The sequence below is a fragment of the Arthrobacter sp. Soil736 genome, from assembly GCF_001428005.1.
In the GTDB taxonomy this organism is placed as follows: domain Bacteria; phylum Actinomycetota; class Actinomycetes; order Actinomycetales; family Micrococcaceae; genus Arthrobacter.
Map to the genome: position 1 here is coordinate 20,656 of NZ_LMSB01000035.1, position 15,940 is coordinate 36,595.

General features: G+C 64.4%; 16 protein-coding genes and 2 pseudogenes. 11 read left to right on the forward strand and 7 right to left on the reverse strand.

From position 1 onward, the window contains the following. Positions 1-182: 182 nt before the first annotated feature. From ASG92_RS19815 to ASG92_RS19825, 3 genes are all read left to right on the forward strand, one after another. A complete protein-coding gene (locus ASG92_RS19815; RefSeq protein WP_162256340.1) occupies positions 183-1,382 on the forward strand; it encodes a DUF4238 domain-containing protein in 1,200 nt (399 codons plus the stop codon). Positions 1,383-1,514: 132 nt separating this feature from the next. Then, positions 1,515-2,174 carry a helicase associated domain-containing protein gene (locus tag ASG92_RS19820; protein ID WP_240987216.1) on the forward strand — a complete coding sequence of 220 codons (660 nt, stop codon included), beginning with the start codon at positions 1,515-1,517 and terminating at the stop codon, positions 2,172-2,174. A 757-nt stretch (positions 2,175-2,931) separates the two neighbouring features. Then, positions 2,932-3,369 (forward strand): hypothetical protein, encoded by a 438-nt coding sequence (locus ASG92_RS19825; protein ID WP_056632296.1) that lies wholly within the window; start codon positions 2,932-2,934, stop codon positions 3,367-3,369. A 187-nt stretch (positions 3,370-3,556) separates the two neighbouring features. Here the strand turns inward: ASG92_RS19825 and ASG92_RS19830 are convergent, their stop codons facing one another. Continuing rightward, on the reverse strand, positions 3,557-3,961 hold the full coding sequence (locus ASG92_RS19830; protein WP_056632300.1) for a hypothetical protein: 405 nt from the start codon (positions 3,959-3,961) through the stop codon (positions 3,557-3,559). 183 nt (positions 3,962-4,144) lie between these two features. Here ASG92_RS19830 and ASG92_RS19835 point away from each other — a divergent pair, with 183 nt between their 5' ends. Together ASG92_RS19835 and ASG92_RS19840 are read left to right on the forward strand one after the other, a co-directional pair. Continuing rightward, the gene (locus ASG92_RS19835) at positions 4,145-4,477 is read left to right on the forward strand and encodes a hypothetical protein (RefSeq protein ID WP_056632304.1); all 333 of its coding nucleotides are present in this window, start codon (positions 4,145-4,147) and stop codon (positions 4,475-4,477) included. Further along, entirely contained in the window at positions 4,467-4,829 is a 363-nt protein-coding gene (locus ASG92_RS19840; protein WP_056632307.1) for a YegP family protein, read from the forward strand. Before ASG92_RS19835 ends, ASG92_RS19840 begins: the two co-directional genes overlap by 11 nt. Positions 4,830-5,300: 471 nt before the next feature. On the opposite strand, the gene ASG92_RS28490 is transcribed toward ASG92_RS19840, so the two are convergent. The 3 genes from ASG92_RS28490 to ASG92_RS19850 all read right to left on the reverse strand — a co-directional run bounded on the left by ASG92_RS28490 (position 5,301) and on the right by ASG92_RS19850 (position 7,952). Then, positions 5,301-5,471, reverse strand: coding sequence for a hypothetical protein (locus ASG92_RS28490; RefSeq protein WP_157372297.1), 171 nt, complete (start codon positions 5,469-5,471; stop codon positions 5,301-5,303). After that, positions 5,468-6,703: a polysaccharide deacetylase family protein gene (locus ASG92_RS19845; RefSeq protein WP_240987217.1), complete on the reverse strand. Its 1,236-nt coding sequence runs from the start codon at positions 6,701-6,703 to the stop codon at positions 5,468-5,470. Before ASG92_RS19845 ends, ASG92_RS28490 begins: the two co-directional genes overlap by 4 nt. Positions 6,704-7,628: 925 nt before the next feature. Continuing rightward, positions 7,629-7,952 (reverse strand): hypothetical protein, encoded by a 324-nt coding sequence (locus ASG92_RS19850; protein ID WP_157372298.1) that lies wholly within the window; start codon positions 7,950-7,952, stop codon positions 7,629-7,631. Between the two features lie 473 nt (positions 7,953-8,425). Here ASG92_RS19850 and ASG92_RS30335 point away from each other — a divergent pair, with 473 nt between their 5' ends. Continuing rightward, positions 8,426-8,554: a hypothetical protein gene (locus ASG92_RS30335; protein ID WP_277309994.1), complete on the forward strand. Its 129-nt coding sequence runs from the start codon at positions 8,426-8,428 to the stop codon at positions 8,552-8,554. A gap of 493 nt (positions 8,555-9,047) precedes the next feature. Here the strand turns inward: ASG92_RS30335 and ASG92_RS19855 are convergent, their stop codons facing one another. Continuing rightward, positions 9,048-9,464, reverse strand: a complete 417-nt coding sequence (locus ASG92_RS19855; RefSeq protein WP_056632313.1) for a hypothetical protein — start codon at positions 9,462-9,464, stop codon at positions 9,048-9,050. 634 nt (positions 9,465-10,098) lie between these two features. Then, positions 10,099-10,848 carry a hypothetical protein gene (locus ASG92_RS19860; protein WP_056632316.1) on the reverse strand — a complete coding sequence of 250 codons (750 nt, stop codon included), beginning with the start codon at positions 10,846-10,848 and terminating at the stop codon, positions 10,099-10,101. Positions 10,849-10,994: 146 nt separating this feature from the next. Between ASG92_RS19860 and ASG92_RS30000 the strand changes: the two are divergent. From ASG92_RS30000 to ASG92_RS19875, 5 genes and pseudogenes are all read left to right on the forward strand, one after another. Next, positions 10,995-11,141, forward strand: a pseudogene (locus tag ASG92_RS30000) (aldehyde dehydrogenase); the annotation flags it as partial. A 406-nt stretch (positions 11,142-11,547) separates the two neighbouring features. After that, positions 11,548-12,080: dihydrofolate reductase family protein (locus tag ASG92_RS19865; protein ID WP_157372301.1), on the forward strand; the 533-nt coding region annotated here is incomplete at its 3' end. A gap of 1 nt (position 12,081) precedes the next feature. Beyond that, positions 12,082-12,345: pseudogene (locus ASG92_RS30005) on the forward strand (dihydrofolate reductase family protein); the annotation flags it as partial. A gap of 126 nt (positions 12,346-12,471) precedes the next feature. Then, on the forward strand, positions 12,472-13,032 hold the full coding sequence (locus tag ASG92_RS19870; RefSeq protein ID WP_240987218.1) for a dihydrofolate reductase family protein: 561 nt from the start codon (positions 12,472-12,474) through the stop codon (positions 13,030-13,032). 24 nt (positions 13,033-13,056) lie between these two features. Then, positions 13,057-13,716 (forward strand): dihydrofolate reductase family protein, encoded by a 660-nt coding sequence (locus tag ASG92_RS19875; RefSeq protein WP_240987219.1) that lies wholly within the window; start codon positions 13,057-13,059, stop codon positions 13,714-13,716. A gap of 1,072 nt (positions 13,717-14,788) precedes the next feature. Here the strand turns inward: ASG92_RS19875 and ASG92_RS19880 are convergent. Then, the coding region (locus ASG92_RS19880; protein ID WP_056632349.1) for an IS110 family transposase at positions 14,789-15,940 on the reverse strand (1,152 nt) is incomplete at its 5' end.

Here is a 15,940-nt window from a genome sequence, read left to right on the forward strand (position 1 = left end):
ACTATGAAGACCGCCTGGGAACAGATCCAAGGATGGGGTGCACGCTTCACCCTTGGCTCTACAGCTATTCCCGTAGCGGCCAGGACCGGAGACCGGGTTGGAGGAAGCTCTCGAAATGGCAAACCAGCCGCCCACTTCCCAGCTGGAGAAAGTTGTCCGTGCCGGCTGATAACGTAACCGTCGTGAAGCGCTCTCGCAAAACAGGTCCGGCTGGCGGCATTACTCCGGAACTGCAGCAGATTCTCGATGCAGCCGCGTCCATGACGGCCAAGGGACAGGAACCACGCCGCCACCATCTGGTTCCGAAGTTCTACCTGGAACGCTGGGCAGAGAGGAACCTCATCCGCGTCACGGACCTGAACAACGGCCGGCGCAGTTTTTCCGTGCCACCGAGCAAGGCACTTGTCGAGACCGACTACTACCGCGTGCCGTCCGAGTCCGTTCAAGGCGGCTCGCCGGTTCTCTGGGAAACCTGGCTGTCCGCGATTGAAGGCGATGCCGCAGCGGTCTTCGCCCGAATTGATGAAGTCGGGCTCGAGGGCCTGACGGAGGCCCAGTGGGGGCATCTGCTGAACTTCCTGGGTGTACAAATCAGCCGCTCCCGTTCCTACCGCTTCCAGGGCCGGTGGATGTCAGGCCCGGCCCAGTATCAGTTATGGGAGTTGGACCGGCCCGGTGCGATCGAAGCCACGCTCAGACGAGCCGGTGAGAAGCCGCATCCCGAGCGCATCAAGGAGATCGAAAGCTACTTCGTCAAAGTCAACGCTGACCCGTGGAGTGTCCCCATCCCCGCGGAGCACGAGATGGACATGGCGCTCAGAGCGGCTCGGAGTCTCGCCCAGACTCTATCAACCCGCCAGTTCGTGATGTACAGGACCGCAATGCCCCTGCTGACGTGTGACGAGCCGGTCGTGCTTTTCCATGAACACATGGGAAATCACCAGGCCCGTTCAGGCGGGTTCTTCGGTGCCCCCATAATCGTGTTCCCCTTCGGTCCCCGGGATGTGCTGGCCATGTTCCGGCAGGACCTGCCCGTCATTCGCCCCAACGACGTGGAACTCACCTGGAGCGAAACACTGGAACTGAACCGCGCCATTGCGGGCAACGCGCATCGCCACCTCGTCGAACGTCCTGACGGGAAGCTCGGCGCCAATCTGTTCGTCCCGGATTCAAAAGACCCGGCACAAATAGTCAATGTGGCTAGCAGGGCCGGCCAAGACCAGGAGCTGGTTTGGATGCCCGCACAGCGCCGGTGGACAGGACACAGCGACGCACCGGTACGCGCTGTGGCATCATGGTGGCCTGCTGCCGTACCACCAGCCCCACGTCCTCCGTCACAAGGTGCCGACTGGCAGCGGGAACGGGACGCCTACTACGCCTAACCCCGGCCTGTGTTGCCCCTCCCCCACGTAGGGAAGGGCGCATCAGGCTGTGCCATGACATAAGAGCTCCGGCAGAAGTCCCGGGACGGTGATGAAGCGCCGCCTGTAGCCAGCCAATGACAAGATGGCCGTGTGACTAAGCCGTGGGAAGCTGCCCCGAAGCCGGAGTGGGTACTCATGTACCGCGGCGGCCTCACCCGCGGCCAGATCGCGAAACTGGTCGACGCCGCAACTTCGACGGTCGGCTACCATCTGGCCGCGGCCAGAAACGAGGACCCGGAGTTGCAGTCCGCCCACGAGGCAGCCGCTGCCCTGAGAACTACCCATGCATCGACCGCGCAGGGCTTGGAGCACATTCGCGAGCTGGTGGCGTTCGTGCAGGACACCGGCCGATACCCATCCAGGGCCAGCACCAGCGAAGCCGAGCGGACCCTGGCGGCATGGTTGCAGCGCCGGCGAGAGGAAGCCCGTGAGGGAACCCTGGCCCCCGCCTACCGGGACGGCCTGGCGGCGCTGCCCGGGTGGCAGACCCCGACAAGGGTGGAGGCAGACGAGGCCAGGTGGCGGGAACGCCTCACTGCTCTGGTTGAGTACCGGGCCGCCGGCAGCGACTGGCCCCGGCACAAAGCCTTCGTGGAAGGCCTGGAGCACGAGCTGGGCGTGTGGCTGCACTCCCAGCGATCCAAGCTGCACCGCAGCGAACTGGACGAGGCCAAAGTACGGGAACTGGACCGGGTGCTGCCCGGGTGGCAGATCGGCCGACAACGGGGAAGGAAGCCGCGCGAAGGCTAACCGACTGGCTGTGAGTTGGCCATCTGGAGCGGCGGCGGTTGCCTTGAACTGCGGGCCTGCCCACCATGGAAACGTGGGAACGAAGGACAGGCTGCACCGGCTTGCGATTGCCGTGTGCCTGCTGATTCCTCTAACCGGCACTGCGGGGTGCGTCTATGAGTACCCCGAGCCCGACCGCACCTCGGCAGCTGGCTCCGGGCCCGTTTACACACCAACAGCTGACCCGGCCCCGGTAGCGGGTGCCCCGAAGCCATACAGAAATCCCCAGATACTGGAACAGGAAGCTAAGAACTACGCTGACCTGGACCGGTTCCTCGGGGCGTTGCCGGAGCAAGTCCTCTTTGGCGATGTGGGGCCACTGGACGGCCCCCTCAGGGGCTTTGGCAGTACCGAGAAGGTGCCTGCGGAAGCCGGCCCGGGCCATCAGGCGCGACGCGGCCGCTCAGCAAAGTACCCAATGCGCGTACACGCTCAATCAAGACAAAAGTTGACCGCCTTAGTTCCGGAAGCCACGGTTTCGGGCCCTTTGTCTATGCCGGTAATCGAATCCGGGCCCCTCGCAGGGTTCCAATCCAGGACCAGGGGGACAGATGCCGATCCGCCTTTCTGTCCGTCCTCCGGGGCGCGCTTTCCCCGTTCTTCGGATGGCCCGGTTTCCCGGGCTTGAATCTCATGTGTGCGGATGTGACGAGAACTCTCACCACGACCCCGGTAGCATAGTGCGCGATCGCCCGCTGGGGTGGGAAACGAGGTTGTCATGAACCGTCCGGGCCGTCCCGTACGCATCCTGTCCATCGTCGCTTACACCGTAGCGGGGCTCCTGGCCGCCGGCGGAATCATCGTGGGCCTGGTCCCCTATAACGTTGCCGGCTTCGATGCCGTGTGCCCGTCGGCACTGGGACACCTGACCGGCGCCGTCACCCCGCTGCAGTCGGTCGCGGACAGGCTCGCCAGCGCACCATGCGTCGCCTTCGAGGGGCAGATGACGGCCCTGATGTTCATCCTGCTGGGCGCCGCGGTCATCGCCCTGGTTGCCGGGCTGATGACGCGATCCTGGGCACGGAGACTGCGGCCGGTTCCTCCGCGGGCGACCGGCCGGACGGAAGTGGTCGCGGAGCCCACGCACTTTCCGCTGTCCACCAAGGACCAGGACGCCGCAGCGGCCCCTTCGGGTCCGCCGGCCTCGGAGGACTGAGATGAGAGTGCGGCGTACCGTCTGCTGCGCGGCTGCCGTCCTGGCCCTGGGCGTGGCCCCGGCGGCGCCGCCGGCCGTGGCGGATGAATGCGGCGTCGTGGTGGTCATCCAGATGGGACCCTGCCAGGCACCTGCCACACAGCAAGCGCCGCCACCGCCGACACATCATCCTTCGCCCACCCCCGGTTCATTCTTCACCCGCCCCGGCTGTTTCCCCGACGACGGCTCCTCTGAGTGCTCCGAGGGCACCGGCAGCCACCCAGCCATCGCGGGCGGTTCCGGCCGGCAGCCCGCAGGTAAGCACCCATCCATCGGCGGCAAACGCCCGGCCGGCCGGTGTCGGCGCCGCCGCGGGCCAGAGCCCGGCCGCGTCGGCGCCGTCACGATGGGCAAGGGCAGTGAATTCTTCGGCGATCGCCCCGGCAGAAGCAGCGAATGCGCGCAGCCAGCCGCGCACCGTGGAGGCAGGCCGGCCCAGCCGGGCCGCGATCCTCCGGTGCCCCTGAGCTGCGGCGGTTTTGGCTTCAACGGCGGCGGCGATCACCGCCGCCGCATCGGCCCGCCGCGCAGCCAGCCCGGCTTCGAGCAGCACGTGAGTGGCCGCGCAACCAGTGCAGCGTCCGCGTCGCGGACGATGGCGCATCACCGACCGTCCTGTCCCGGTGCCGTGGCGGATCAGCCGTTCCCGCGCCCAGCCCCACGGTCGCAGCCTGCCCCTGCACCCCGGGCAGGCCAGGCGCCCGCCGGCCAGATCCGACTCGACAGAGAAAGCCTCATGATTTACCGTGAGCATCAGCGCGGCCTTTACGCGTCAGAGCGGCCCGGCGTGGACCTTCGAAATCTCATGCCGGGCCGTTCGTCTTATCCGGTCATCGTCAGCCTGACGCCGCCGACGACACTAAATCAAGACCCCACAGCAAGAATCCGCATCGTCACGGGCAAAGACGCCCCCACCGCCAAACACCGCGACGCGCAACAACATATGAAGAAAAAGATGGTCCTTTTGCAGATCGGCAAAGCCCGGATGCAGTGCCGCATCCTGGACCCGGCGAGAGAAGATCGAACGCGGCCTGTTATGCGCGTTCAGGAGGATAAAGATGACCGGTAAATTTGAACTCTTCATCGACGAGAACTTGTGTTTCAGATTCAGGCTCAAAGCCCCTGACGGAACAGTGGTGGCCATCTCCAGGCCGTTTTCCGACAAGTCGGGTGCTGTCTCCGGTATCAGTGCGGTCCGCGAGTATGCCGGAATGGGCCTGATCACCGATCTCTGCCCCGAAGTGCCCGCCAGCGGATCATCCACCTGGCCTCCTGCTGTTGCCTTGAGGACCGCTCCGGCGCCCGCGGTGGGCCGTATCTCCGACCCGCCGCAGCCCCCAGTCGGTGGCCAGCTGCCCGGAACGTGCGGTCCCGCAGCTCCACGCCGCGTTTCCGCCGCCAGACCAAGCAGGGTTGCCTGAACAGTGCGCGTGGCGCCCTGGGAATAGTTGTGAAAGCCCGGCTCCCAACCCGTTACGTCAGGCCAGGGAGGCAGACGGCCCAGAGACGGCCGATCCGAGGGCCCCTCTCGGTGCAGTCGCAGAAAACTGTGGGGCGCGAAACCGCCAACTCATCCTGCGAGATAACCGCCATTCTCGACCAACAGTCACAGGTTGCAGTGAAACTTTCTGAGGAGTGCCGGAATACTAAGGGTTTAGTAGGGCGGACATCTGGGTCAAAACTCATAGCCGCAACCAAAGAATGTCAAAACACCGCTGGGACCCGTTTTGCACAGTCGGTGCGGCGTTCCGGCGCCCTAGCCGTCGGACCGACCGTCTCGTCTTGTTTGCGAGGGAAATGGGACATCTCCCCGGGGCCGGCCGTCCTGGCCGAAGCGAACCGTCACTAGGGTTCGCGGCGCGGGATCGGTTTTTGGCTTAAGCTGCCGGCGACTATTCTGCCCAGTCGCTGTCGGCCGCGCCGATGCCTTTGCCGTTGTCGGCGCCCGGAGCACCGCCCGCCTGGCCCGCGGGTCCGTACCACGAACGGTGGCCCGACATCCTGTGCGGGAGGCCGGCGGCCAGAAGGATGCCGACGACCGGCATGACCGTTAAGGAGGTCACCACCGTTGGGGGCGGGACCGGTATGTCTGGCCTGTTACGAGTGGGGTTCCTTCGAAGAGTTCAGGAACGTTCACTAGGTGGTAGCCCTGAGACTGGAGGGCTGTGATGAGCCAGGTCTGGCCGGCGATGGTTGTGGCGTGAATGTCGTGCATGATCACGATAGCGCCGGGTGTTATTTCCTGGAGTACTTTGGGCACGAACACGTTAGGGTCCCGGCTTTGCCAGTCCAGCGAGTCGACTGACCAGTTGATGAGTGGCAGTCCTACCGCCTGCCGGACGGTGGCGTTTGTCGCACCGTAGGGCGGGCGCATGAATGTGGGCGCCGGACCGGTGGCGGCCTGGATAGAAGCTTGGGCGCGGCCTATTTCGTTCATGATGCCGGCAGCAGACAGCATGGTTAGGTTGGGGTGGCTGTAGGTGTGATTGCCGATGGCATGACCGGCATTGCTGACTTGTCTGGCTATGGCGGGGTTGGCGGCGGCCTTGATGCCAAGCATGAAGAAGGTCGCCGACACCTTCTTTTCTCTCAGGATGGCCAGCAGCCTGGGGGTTGATCGGGGGTCAGGTCCGTCGTCGTAGGTCAGGGCAGCACACGGGACAATGTCGCAGTTGACGTGTCGAAATGCCTGGGTTGCGGCTGGCGGGAGCTCTACTGGGGCGTGGCTGCGGAGCTGGCTCAGGACGTTTCGGCCGAATTCGCCCAGTGCGCTCTCGGCCTCTTGCGCCGGAATCGTGGCCGTCGCTGTGCGGGCAGGGCGGTTGCCGGTCCCGGTCTGGGCGGTGGTGATCCGAAGGGCCCCTTGGTCATCCAGAACTATGTCAAGCGGCGCCGCTTCGTTGGGCAGCGGTTTGGGGTTATAGCCCGCCGTGTTGGAGAGAAGGGTGTGGATTCGGGGGAGGGCTTCGGGTCTTAGCAGGTCCGCAGCACGGTGGACTTGGCCGGTGTTTGTGTCGGCGTAGACCGTTTGGGAGGTGACGGAGCTGGTGCCGTTCGGGAGGGTGTTGTTCTCTGTTTCGCGGTACACGATCACTCTTCCCGAGGCCGCGACGGGTTCTGCCGTCAGCGTGGTTCCGGGGCCAATAGCGGTTGCCGGCCTGGTGTTCAGGGCCATCGCGGGGCGGTACCGCTCTCCTGAAGCGGCCGCCTTGGTGTCCAGTGCACCGAGCAGCCAAGAATCCAATTGCGCGTTCAGGCCGGGCATTCCGTCGATGTACGTCCACGATGCCTTCACTGGCAGTCCGCCGACACGTGCGGCTAATGACATTGCATAGGCGCTGCGGATCATGCCCTGCGCCGGTACCTGGGCATGTACCTGCAATGCTGCAGGTACATTCGACGTCTCGGGCGTTATTTTCACGGGGCCGACATTGATCCTGTCCCCACCGCAGGTCAGTGCAACGACTGATACCAGAGCCAACGCAGTTGCCCGCAACCCAGTGGCACGCCGTCTGCCCCCGTTGGAGGAAATCCATCGCATAAAAGCAAGTGTCCCCGGATCCGCATTGCACACTGCGACAGCCGCGCCGTAGAAACAGCGGAAAGTTAGCCCGCTTGTCAATGGCCATTGGTTTCTGCCCGTAGCGGCTGAGCGGCGCTGCCGCTACGGGCAGTTTTTCATGGCCGCTAACACCCGCTACAGCTGAGCCTAGTTTCACTCCACCCACCCTGCCAGACTCACTAGTCGGTTGACCTCTGAACCCGTTGCGTCACCGACTGAGCTCGGCCGGTAAGATTTGTCCCATTCCTACAACGTCCGAACCGGGCCCCATCCTCGGGAGTCAGACACCAGCCCTGTTGCGACGCTCCACTGCGGTTTGCATGAACCGTCTCGCGCACATCCGAACAACACGACCACAGGCTTCACGTGATCGACCCCGAAATTCAGGGGAATGGTCAGGACGTGCGTCGGGTCCCACGCCTGGTACCGGACCGTCCGGCGGGAACGAAACCGAGGCCGGCGAGGATGCCCCGGCTGCCTCCGCGACCGCGCTGAAGGCTTTTTCGAAGAACCAGACCGGGTCGCTCCAACACAGGCATGCGGGAGGCGCTGGCGGAGCCGGCGCTCCGGTGCCAGCTGCGGGGGTTGTCCCATTCGACCACGACCCGGTCGTTCAGGGGTGCAAGGAAGCCTGACAGGCGCAAGTCGAAGAAACGGTTTACCTCAGTGCGCTCCGCGGCCACTTCGCCGTGGTTCTCGAAGGTGCCCCAAAGCGGGAGCGGCGCTGGCCGTCGGCGACGAGGATCACCCAGTAGCGCGGAGGGACTGAGGGGAAGCGACGGGGCGAGACGTCCTGCTCTCTGGTGTAGGCGAGGACTCGATCTTCGGTCAGGTCCTCCGGCCAATGCAGCGCACCGGGGTCGCCCGGCTTGAAAGCGTGGCGGATGACGTGTACGTCCTCCAGCCGGACCGACGGGTCATAGTCCGCGCCCATGCCAGTCAGTACATGGCCGAGAGTGAGGGACGCACGCGAAGCCGGCACCAGGGAAACTGTTGTCTCGGCAGCTACGTCGAGAGCAAGGGTTGGCAGATCACACACTGGAACACCAGATGTCACCGACCGGCGAAACTCAGGGTCGACTGAACATGTAAACCACATCCGGCCCCGTGAGGACAGTAGTTTCCGGCCCCGCTGGCAGGCACTATTCAATGGACTCGCGCTATTGACAGGGCTGAAATGCGCGCCCGAGAGCCGGAACATGGACGCACCAGATCGCATTTGGAACCGTTCGCTTGAAACAGCGGCACGGCAATTCCTTCCGCCGCTTTCCTGGAATCTTCTTTCGGGTACGGCGACTGAAGTCTGCATAGGCACGGCCTGAAGATCGCCAGAGTCCGCACCAACTCTTAACTCAGGGGTGGGTGGCGAAAGTCCCCGCTGAACAGCCGCTTTGCATAGGCATGCGTCGCGGCGGGGCTGCGACACCCATCCCCCAACTTTCGCCGGAGACTGCGGTGAGATGGCTTAGCCCGCTGGCCTTCATCGCCGCGTCGAGGTCCGCGCTCGCCGTCGTCCCCGGCGAGCCCGGGCAGCAGCTCGGGCAGGCGCTGCATCCGCGCGATGAATGCCGAGCACACGTTTGACGGCAAGTCGGCACCGCTCGTATGCCTTTCTCATATACATGGTTAAGGGCATACCCCCGGGGGTCTATGTGATGGATGGATTATGTGCTCATAAAAGAGCACAACACATGCCTGCGAATCCAGCACAAACAAGCCCACTCCACTGCGATCACCACATGTTCACTAACTGACCGGACGATCGGAGTGACTGATCAGAAAGTACGACTCCGGCCCGGCCGGCAAGGACCGGTCGGATCCAAATTCAGGTTGTTTCCACCCCGTCGCTTTTACCGATTGACGAATTCACCCGGGCACGCCCTTGCGGCTGCCGGGCTGCCCAGCACGTACAGCGACAGGTGGTCTCCGGGCACTCCCCGGTGCACAAGAAGGTGCAGCGGATGTGTCAGACCGTCCGCCTCGGGGATGTCAACGTTGGGGTTTCCGTCGATCCCAGCAGCTGGCGTAAAAACTGCTGTGGGACCGCGGGTTTTCGACTCGCTCTTAGCAGCGGCCATTACCGGGTGCCGACGTCTCGCTCTCGCCGTGCCAGCCCCGACAAGGCCATGGCAATGGAGAGGACGGTGCCGAGGACGGTCAGAGGAGTAGTCTTCGTATCGGGGTGCCGGAAGGATGCCCGGATGCTGCGTTCACTAAGGTGGCCGTAGATATAGGCGCAGCCCAGCCATCCCAAGGCTCTCCCAACCCAGGGCCGTGGCTTGCCAAAGAGCATCAGGGTGCCAATAGTCTGGGCCGCAAGGACGGGCCACGGTGCAGCCAGCCCACTGCCCGCGGTCCACATGTCCCGGGCGACGTTCTCGGGCTTCCCGTGCCCGGACGGAGTGTCGTACGGCACCTGGTCACGGATCGCCTTCCGTGCGCCGGCGACTTGGACAAGCAGTGACGCCATCGAAACCGCCGCGAGGATTTTCATGGTCCCTTCCTTACGTTGAACCGTGGCCGCAGGGCGACCCTAGCCCTTAGCGGCAAACGGGTCAATACTTCAATCGGACCGGACAACTAGCAACCAGCGGCGTTTCATACGAGCGGGTCCAGCACGGTGCCTTGGAAGGACGAAAGCCGGCCTAACAGCGGCGAAAGCACGCGGCCGGCTGACGGCCGGCCCCGTCATGACGCCGGGGAAGCTTGTCGTCGTGAGTCTTCTCTGGGGGTCTCGGACAATTTATCTCGTTCGCCAAGGACGAGGAACAAGCACCTGAGTTGAGTACGACAACAGGAGCCTCCGGGTACGAGACAGTGCACGAACGTCCCACTAAGGGTTCCTTTACGGGCATGCCCAAGTTCTCGATCGAGATGCCGAGACCACAGGTGTCATCAATCATTCATCAGCCCTCTGGACCTGTCTGGCAGAGCAGTCAGACTCTTTCGATCCGGTTCGGCCAGCTCCCGTGCCAAGGCTTCCCGAGCGGCCGCGAGGTCGTATTCGAGGGCGTTAACGGTGCGTCTGAGGTCGACGATGGTATTCGCGAGCCCGGCCTGTTCATAGCGGCGAGGCGTCGTTTAGAAAGGCGCTCCGTGCGTGAATAGTGCTCGCTGAAAGCCTGGAGTCAAGAGCCTCCACTAAGCCTGCGTGGATGGCTGCGCTCTTCCCGGCTTGTCACCGTTGGACCGGCGGAAAGAAAACCTGCCGGCTTGCCGACGCCGGCGGCCGGCGCTTCTCCTGATCGGTCCCGGCGAAACGCCAGCCACAGACTGGCCACCAGGATCCACAGCAGGACCAGCAGGAACGATGGGGCGTAGAAGGACCGGTCCATATTGACGCCGCCGATGATGATCACGGCCATATTGATGACACCGAAGGCGATACCGGCCCAGCCGATGATCCTGCCAACGGCTCCCGCCTTCATGGCTGCGGCAGCTGCGGCGGCCACGAAGAACCCGGCAGCGAGAACGTGCGCCATGAACCCGGTCCCGCTGAGGTATCCCAGTATGTGTGCGCTTTCCGGGGAGAGTTCGTCACGCAGTAAATAGACCGTGGCCGTAGGCGCCAGCGAGCCGATCTTTATACTGATGGCCGCAATACCTCCCACCAGCGCTGCTGTTGCCAGCCACCCGGCGTCCCTGGCTCGCGTGAATAGGTACGCGACGAACACCATCCAGGCCAGAAACCCGAACAGCTCCATGCTCACAGCCACTTGGGCGACGGGGTTACCGGCGTACCAGTCCCATGATTTTAGGGTTTCCTCGCCCGTGGGCCTATCTGGTTGACCCGGCTGCTGGGACAGGCCGTTGCCGGCCAAGCCCAGCAGGACAAACACCGCTCCGCTGAGTGCACCCGTCCTGTCTGTAGCCTTCATGGGACCGCTCCTGATCCATAGCCATCGCTGCGGCACGCTGCGAATTCATAATATTGGCCTTCGGGGTGAAGTGTGTCAAGAGTACGGAGTGGCCCGGGCCTCGTTCATCACTGGATCGCAGTACACGGTGGACGGGGGATTCACCGTACGACATCGCTAGCAACCTCGTGGAAGCAGCCCGCCACAGCGGCGCCCGGATCCTGATAGGCGGAAACCCCGATACAAGCCAGCCCGGTTACTTCTACCTACCTCCCCTCGTTGCGGACATTGACGGCGACAACCCGCTCGTGGCCGGACACGGACGAAGGTCCAGGCCCGGCGCGCGATCAAGGTCGGTGAGCACAGCGCGCTGTGGTCCGAGATCATGGATCGGAACCCCGAGTACCTCGTCGCGGCGAAGGAGATCCTGGAGGGCGACGCGGACGTTGCTGCCGATGGCTCCACGCCCAGGGTCGTCGAACATGCAGCCGCACGATGCAACGCCCGCAGCCCTGTCAGCCACCTCAGAACTGACAGTTGCCGAGTCACATCAGGTCAGGGAGGGTCTCGAGGACGAGCGCCTACTTGGCGGCAAGTCAGCCGCAGTTCCATGCATACTCAGTTAGGGTCAAGCGTGCTTCACTTCTTAGGGTACATATCGAGCAATCAGTCGGCGCGCATCCCAACGCGACCGCCACCATGAGACGAGGAACCACTGCCATGGAGCTGAAGGTCAACATCCAAGTGTCCGTCGACGGTGTCTACCAGTCCGACGGCGGACGTCATCCCGACTTCGGCCCGGGCATGGAGAGAGGCGGCTGGGCCAGGCCGCTGTTCGACGACGAGTCGCTGGCCTACGTCGGCGACTACTACCAGCGCGCCGACGCGTTCCTTTTCGGCCGACGCACGTACGAGATGTTCGCCTGGTCCTGGGGAACGGGCACCTGGGGCTCCGACCAGGGCGACAACCCGATCTCCACGGCCTTGAACACCAGGCCGAAGTACGTTGCATCCACCACCCTCACCGACCCGGTCTGGGCGAACACGACCGTGCTCTCCGGGGACCTCGCCAGCGCGATCCGCGAGCTCAAGACCCCGCCCGGCGGCGAACTGCAGGTGCACGGCAGCGGCGCACTCGCCCGCTGGCTGCTGGCAAACGACCTCGTCGACGAGCTCACCCTTCTCGTGTGCCCCGTGATCGTCGGCCAGGGCGCGCGGCTGTTCGCATACTTCAGCAGCGCCTCGGCGCTGCCNGAGCTCAAGACCCCGCCCGGCGGCGAACTGCAGGTGCACGGCAGCGGCGCACTCGCCCGCTGGCTGCTGGCAAACGACCTCGTCGACGAGCTCACCCTTCTCGTGTGCCCCGTGATCGTCGGCCAGGGCGCGCGGCTGTTCCCCGAACACGGCCCCGATCTGGCGCTCGAACTGGTAGCGACGCGGGCCTTCCCGAAGGGAATCATTCTGCAGACGTACCGGCCCGCCGGACTCCCCCGGTACGCGTCCGGCCCCACCAAGTGAGAATCAGGAGACCATCGTGACTGCCATCTACACCTGGGACGTGTTCACCACCCTCGACGGCTTCGGCTCGTACAACGCCCACGGCGACTGGGGTGGTTACTGGGGCAAACAAGGTCCACCTGGGACGTGTTCACCACCCTCGACGGCTTCGGCTCGTACAACGCCCACGGCGACTGGGGTGGTTACTGGGGCAAACAAGGTCCCGAGTTCCTGGATCGCCGCGTCGCGCAGTACGGCGAGGATCTGCGGCTGGTCCTCGGAGCGAACACGTTCCGGATGTTCCAGCGGTTCCTCGGAACGCTCACGCGGGATTCAGAGGCGATCGATCCCGTGAACACCAGGATGAAGCACCAGCCCACGACGGTGCTCTCGTCCACGCTGGAAGATCCTCTCGACTGGCCCGATGCGACTCTGGCACGCGGCGACGCCGTCGATGTCGTCGCACGGCTCAAAGATGAATCCGAGATCCCGCTTCGCTCGCACGGCAGCCTCTCGCTGAACCGGACCCTCATGGCCGCCGGCCTCGTCGACCGGCTCCAGGTGACCATCTTCCCGGTGATCAGCGGCCAGACCGGAGACGCACCGATCTTCGCCGGTGCCGCCGACTTCGACCTGGAGCTGATCGAGAGTCGTACGCTCGACGGCCGCACCCARGAACTCCTCTACCTTCCYACTCGGCATCACTGACAGACCACCGCGAGGAGAATCACCATGAGCAAGGCCATCCTGTACATGTCGATGTCYCTCGACGGCTACATCGCAGGTCCCGACGATGGCCCGGACAACGGGCTCGGAACCGGCGGTCTCCGACTTCACGAGTGGCTGGGCGAGCCCGTCTCCGAGTCGATGTCTCTCGACGGCTACATCGCAGGTCCCGACGATGGCCCGGACAACGGGCTCGGAACCGGCGGTCTCCGACTTCACGAGTGGCTGGGCGAGCCCGTCTCCGACTATCCCCACTTCGACCCGCCGGGGGTCAGCGGGCASGTCCTCGCCGAGTCAATGGCGACCGGCGCGGTCGTCGTCGGCCGCAAGACCTTTGACTACGCCGGCCACTGGGGCGGCGACCACCACGGCGTGCCCATCTTCGTGCCCACCCGTGGCCCCTTGCCCGARCCGCAGAGCGGCTGGGTCCACTAYGTGCACGACCCGGCCACGGCGGTCCGCGAGGCCAAGGCAGCAGCCGGTRACCGGGACGTGATGGTGCACGGGGCCGGGCTCSCCCAGTCCCTTCTCCGCGAGGGCCTGCTCGATGAGCTGGAGATCCATCTGATCCCGGTGCTGCTCGGTGGCGCAGAACGCGCCGAACTGGAGCTGACGCGTGTAATCGACGCACCCGGCGTCACGCACATGCACTACCGTGTGGCGTAGCGCCTCCCGCCGCGTCGGCTCGGCCGAGCAGCCATTCCCACGATGCGCCGGGGCTACTCGCCTCCGGCCGCGACCGCGTCGAGCAGATCGTCACCAGCCATCCTGACGGTCTGTCGCCCCGCGCCTGGCATGTGTCGACCCGACCCACCCGTTAGCGGAACCGATAAAAGCCCCGACCCAGGGATCACCAGACCCACCCAACCTTCTTCTCAGAGCTGGGTAGCCGAAGCTCCCTTCCCCAGACGATTCACAGGGGCCCGGGTCGCACCGGCTCGATATCAGCCGCTGAGCAGCTGTATGTTCCGGGAGCATCATTCTGCGCCGACGGTGGGTTGCTCTCCCCCGAACGTGCGACTCTCAAGGGCCGCGGCCCGAATCCGGTCAACAGAAGTTTGCGGCCGACCGATTGAAGTCTCACGGCGCATCGAATACCTAACATTGGTGGTCACAAACTATTTGCGGGAGATGGGTAGAAGAAATGGGCTTTGACCTGCGGATATGTGCAAAATTGCCCCGTTTTGAACCCATATAAATTATCAGATTTTCATGCCAGATACCGCTGTTAGATGAGTTCTTCGCCGGCATGCGACTGGCAGCCGAGCCGGTCGGGATTATGCCAACGAGGGCCCGCGATGGGGATGGCATCCGAATTCCGGATGTTTATTAAGCCTTTGACCGACAGCACCTTCTCTTAACCGAACGATGCGGGGAGTGCCGACGGAAGCACGTCGCCGACACAGACACGCCCCGACGCCGAACCGGCACCCGGCGGACCCAGTGAAAGCCCAGCGCACGCAGAAGAATTCGTGCCGACGTGTGGCACTTACCGCGTCATGCCGCCCCACTCCCCCACTCCATGAACCACTAGAAGCAACTTCGCTGTTTGATGCTCCTATGTCTCGTCAAGCGGCGTTAAGCCATTGCCGGTAGGCGGTTGTTAGGGCGGTGTCGTGGAGTTTTCCGCGTTCGATTTCTGCCACGATCACTTCCTGCGCGGCTGTGTACGGTTCGGTCCCGTCCATGACCGTCAGTATTTCATCCGAACTTCGCTGTTTGATGCTCCTATGTCTCGTCAAGCGGCGTTAAGCCATTGCCGGTAGGCGGTTGTTAGGGCGGTGTCGTGGAGTTTTCCGCGTTCGATTTCTGAGATCCGGGCGGGTTGGACTCCGAAGTGGTAGGCGACGGTTTGAAGGGTGATGGCGCGTTTGAGCCGGGCCGGGCGTAGGTCCTCGGTTCCCGGGGTGGTGGGCGGGTTGGTTAGGAGCCGGTAAACCTCGCGGGCGATGGCGCGTTTGAGACAGCGGATGGCTTCCCTGGTGCCTTTGCCTTCGCTGGTTCGTTTCTGGATGTAGGCCCGGGTGCGTGGTTCGCTGTTCATCCGGGTCAGGGCGATGCGGTGGAGCGCTGCATTGGCTTGACGGTCTCCGCCTCGGTTGAGGCGGTGGCGATTGGTCTTGCCGGAGGATGCCGGCAGGGGGCTGGTGCCGCAGAGGGCAGCGAACGCGGCTTCGTTCTTGATCCGCTCCGGGTTGTCCCCTGCGGTTACCAGCAGTTGCGCGGCGGTCACGATGCCGATGCCCTTGGCCGCGAGCAGGGCCGGAGAGGTGGCCTGGACGAGGGCGCGGAGCTGGTCGGTGGCTTCGTCGATCTCTTCAGTGAGGAGGTGGTGGCGGCGGGCGAGGTGGCGCAGGGCAATCATGGTGGCAGCCTCGGTCCCGGCGAGCACTTCACCCGGGCGGACGCGGCGCAGGGCATCGAGCAGGGCTTTGCCGGTGTGCCGGGCGAGTTTCTCGCGCTGRGCTGCAGGGGCGGTGACCAGAACGGCCTTGATTTGGCGCAGCACGTTCGCCCTGGCCYGCACAGCCGAGTCACGCACCAGGTGCAGGACACGGATCGATTCCACGGGACCGTTRGCGTGTTTGGATGCCGGCAGGTCATCGTGRGCAAGAGCTTCCCGGGCGGCGGCCACCGCGTCCAGAGGGTCGGATTTGCCGCGCAGGCGCCGCGCGGCCCTGTTGGRGCGGATGATTTCTGCGACCTCGAACCCGTTCCGGTGCAGGTGGCGGGCCAGGCCTGCTCCATAGGAGTTGGTGCCTTCAACCCCAAACCGCGCCGGTTCACCGTGCGCCAGGACGAACTCTGCCAAAGCCGCGTAGCCGGCCTGGTCGGCCCGGAACTGCCGGTCTGCCAGCAATTCGCCGGTCCCTGCGTCCAGAACCGCTGC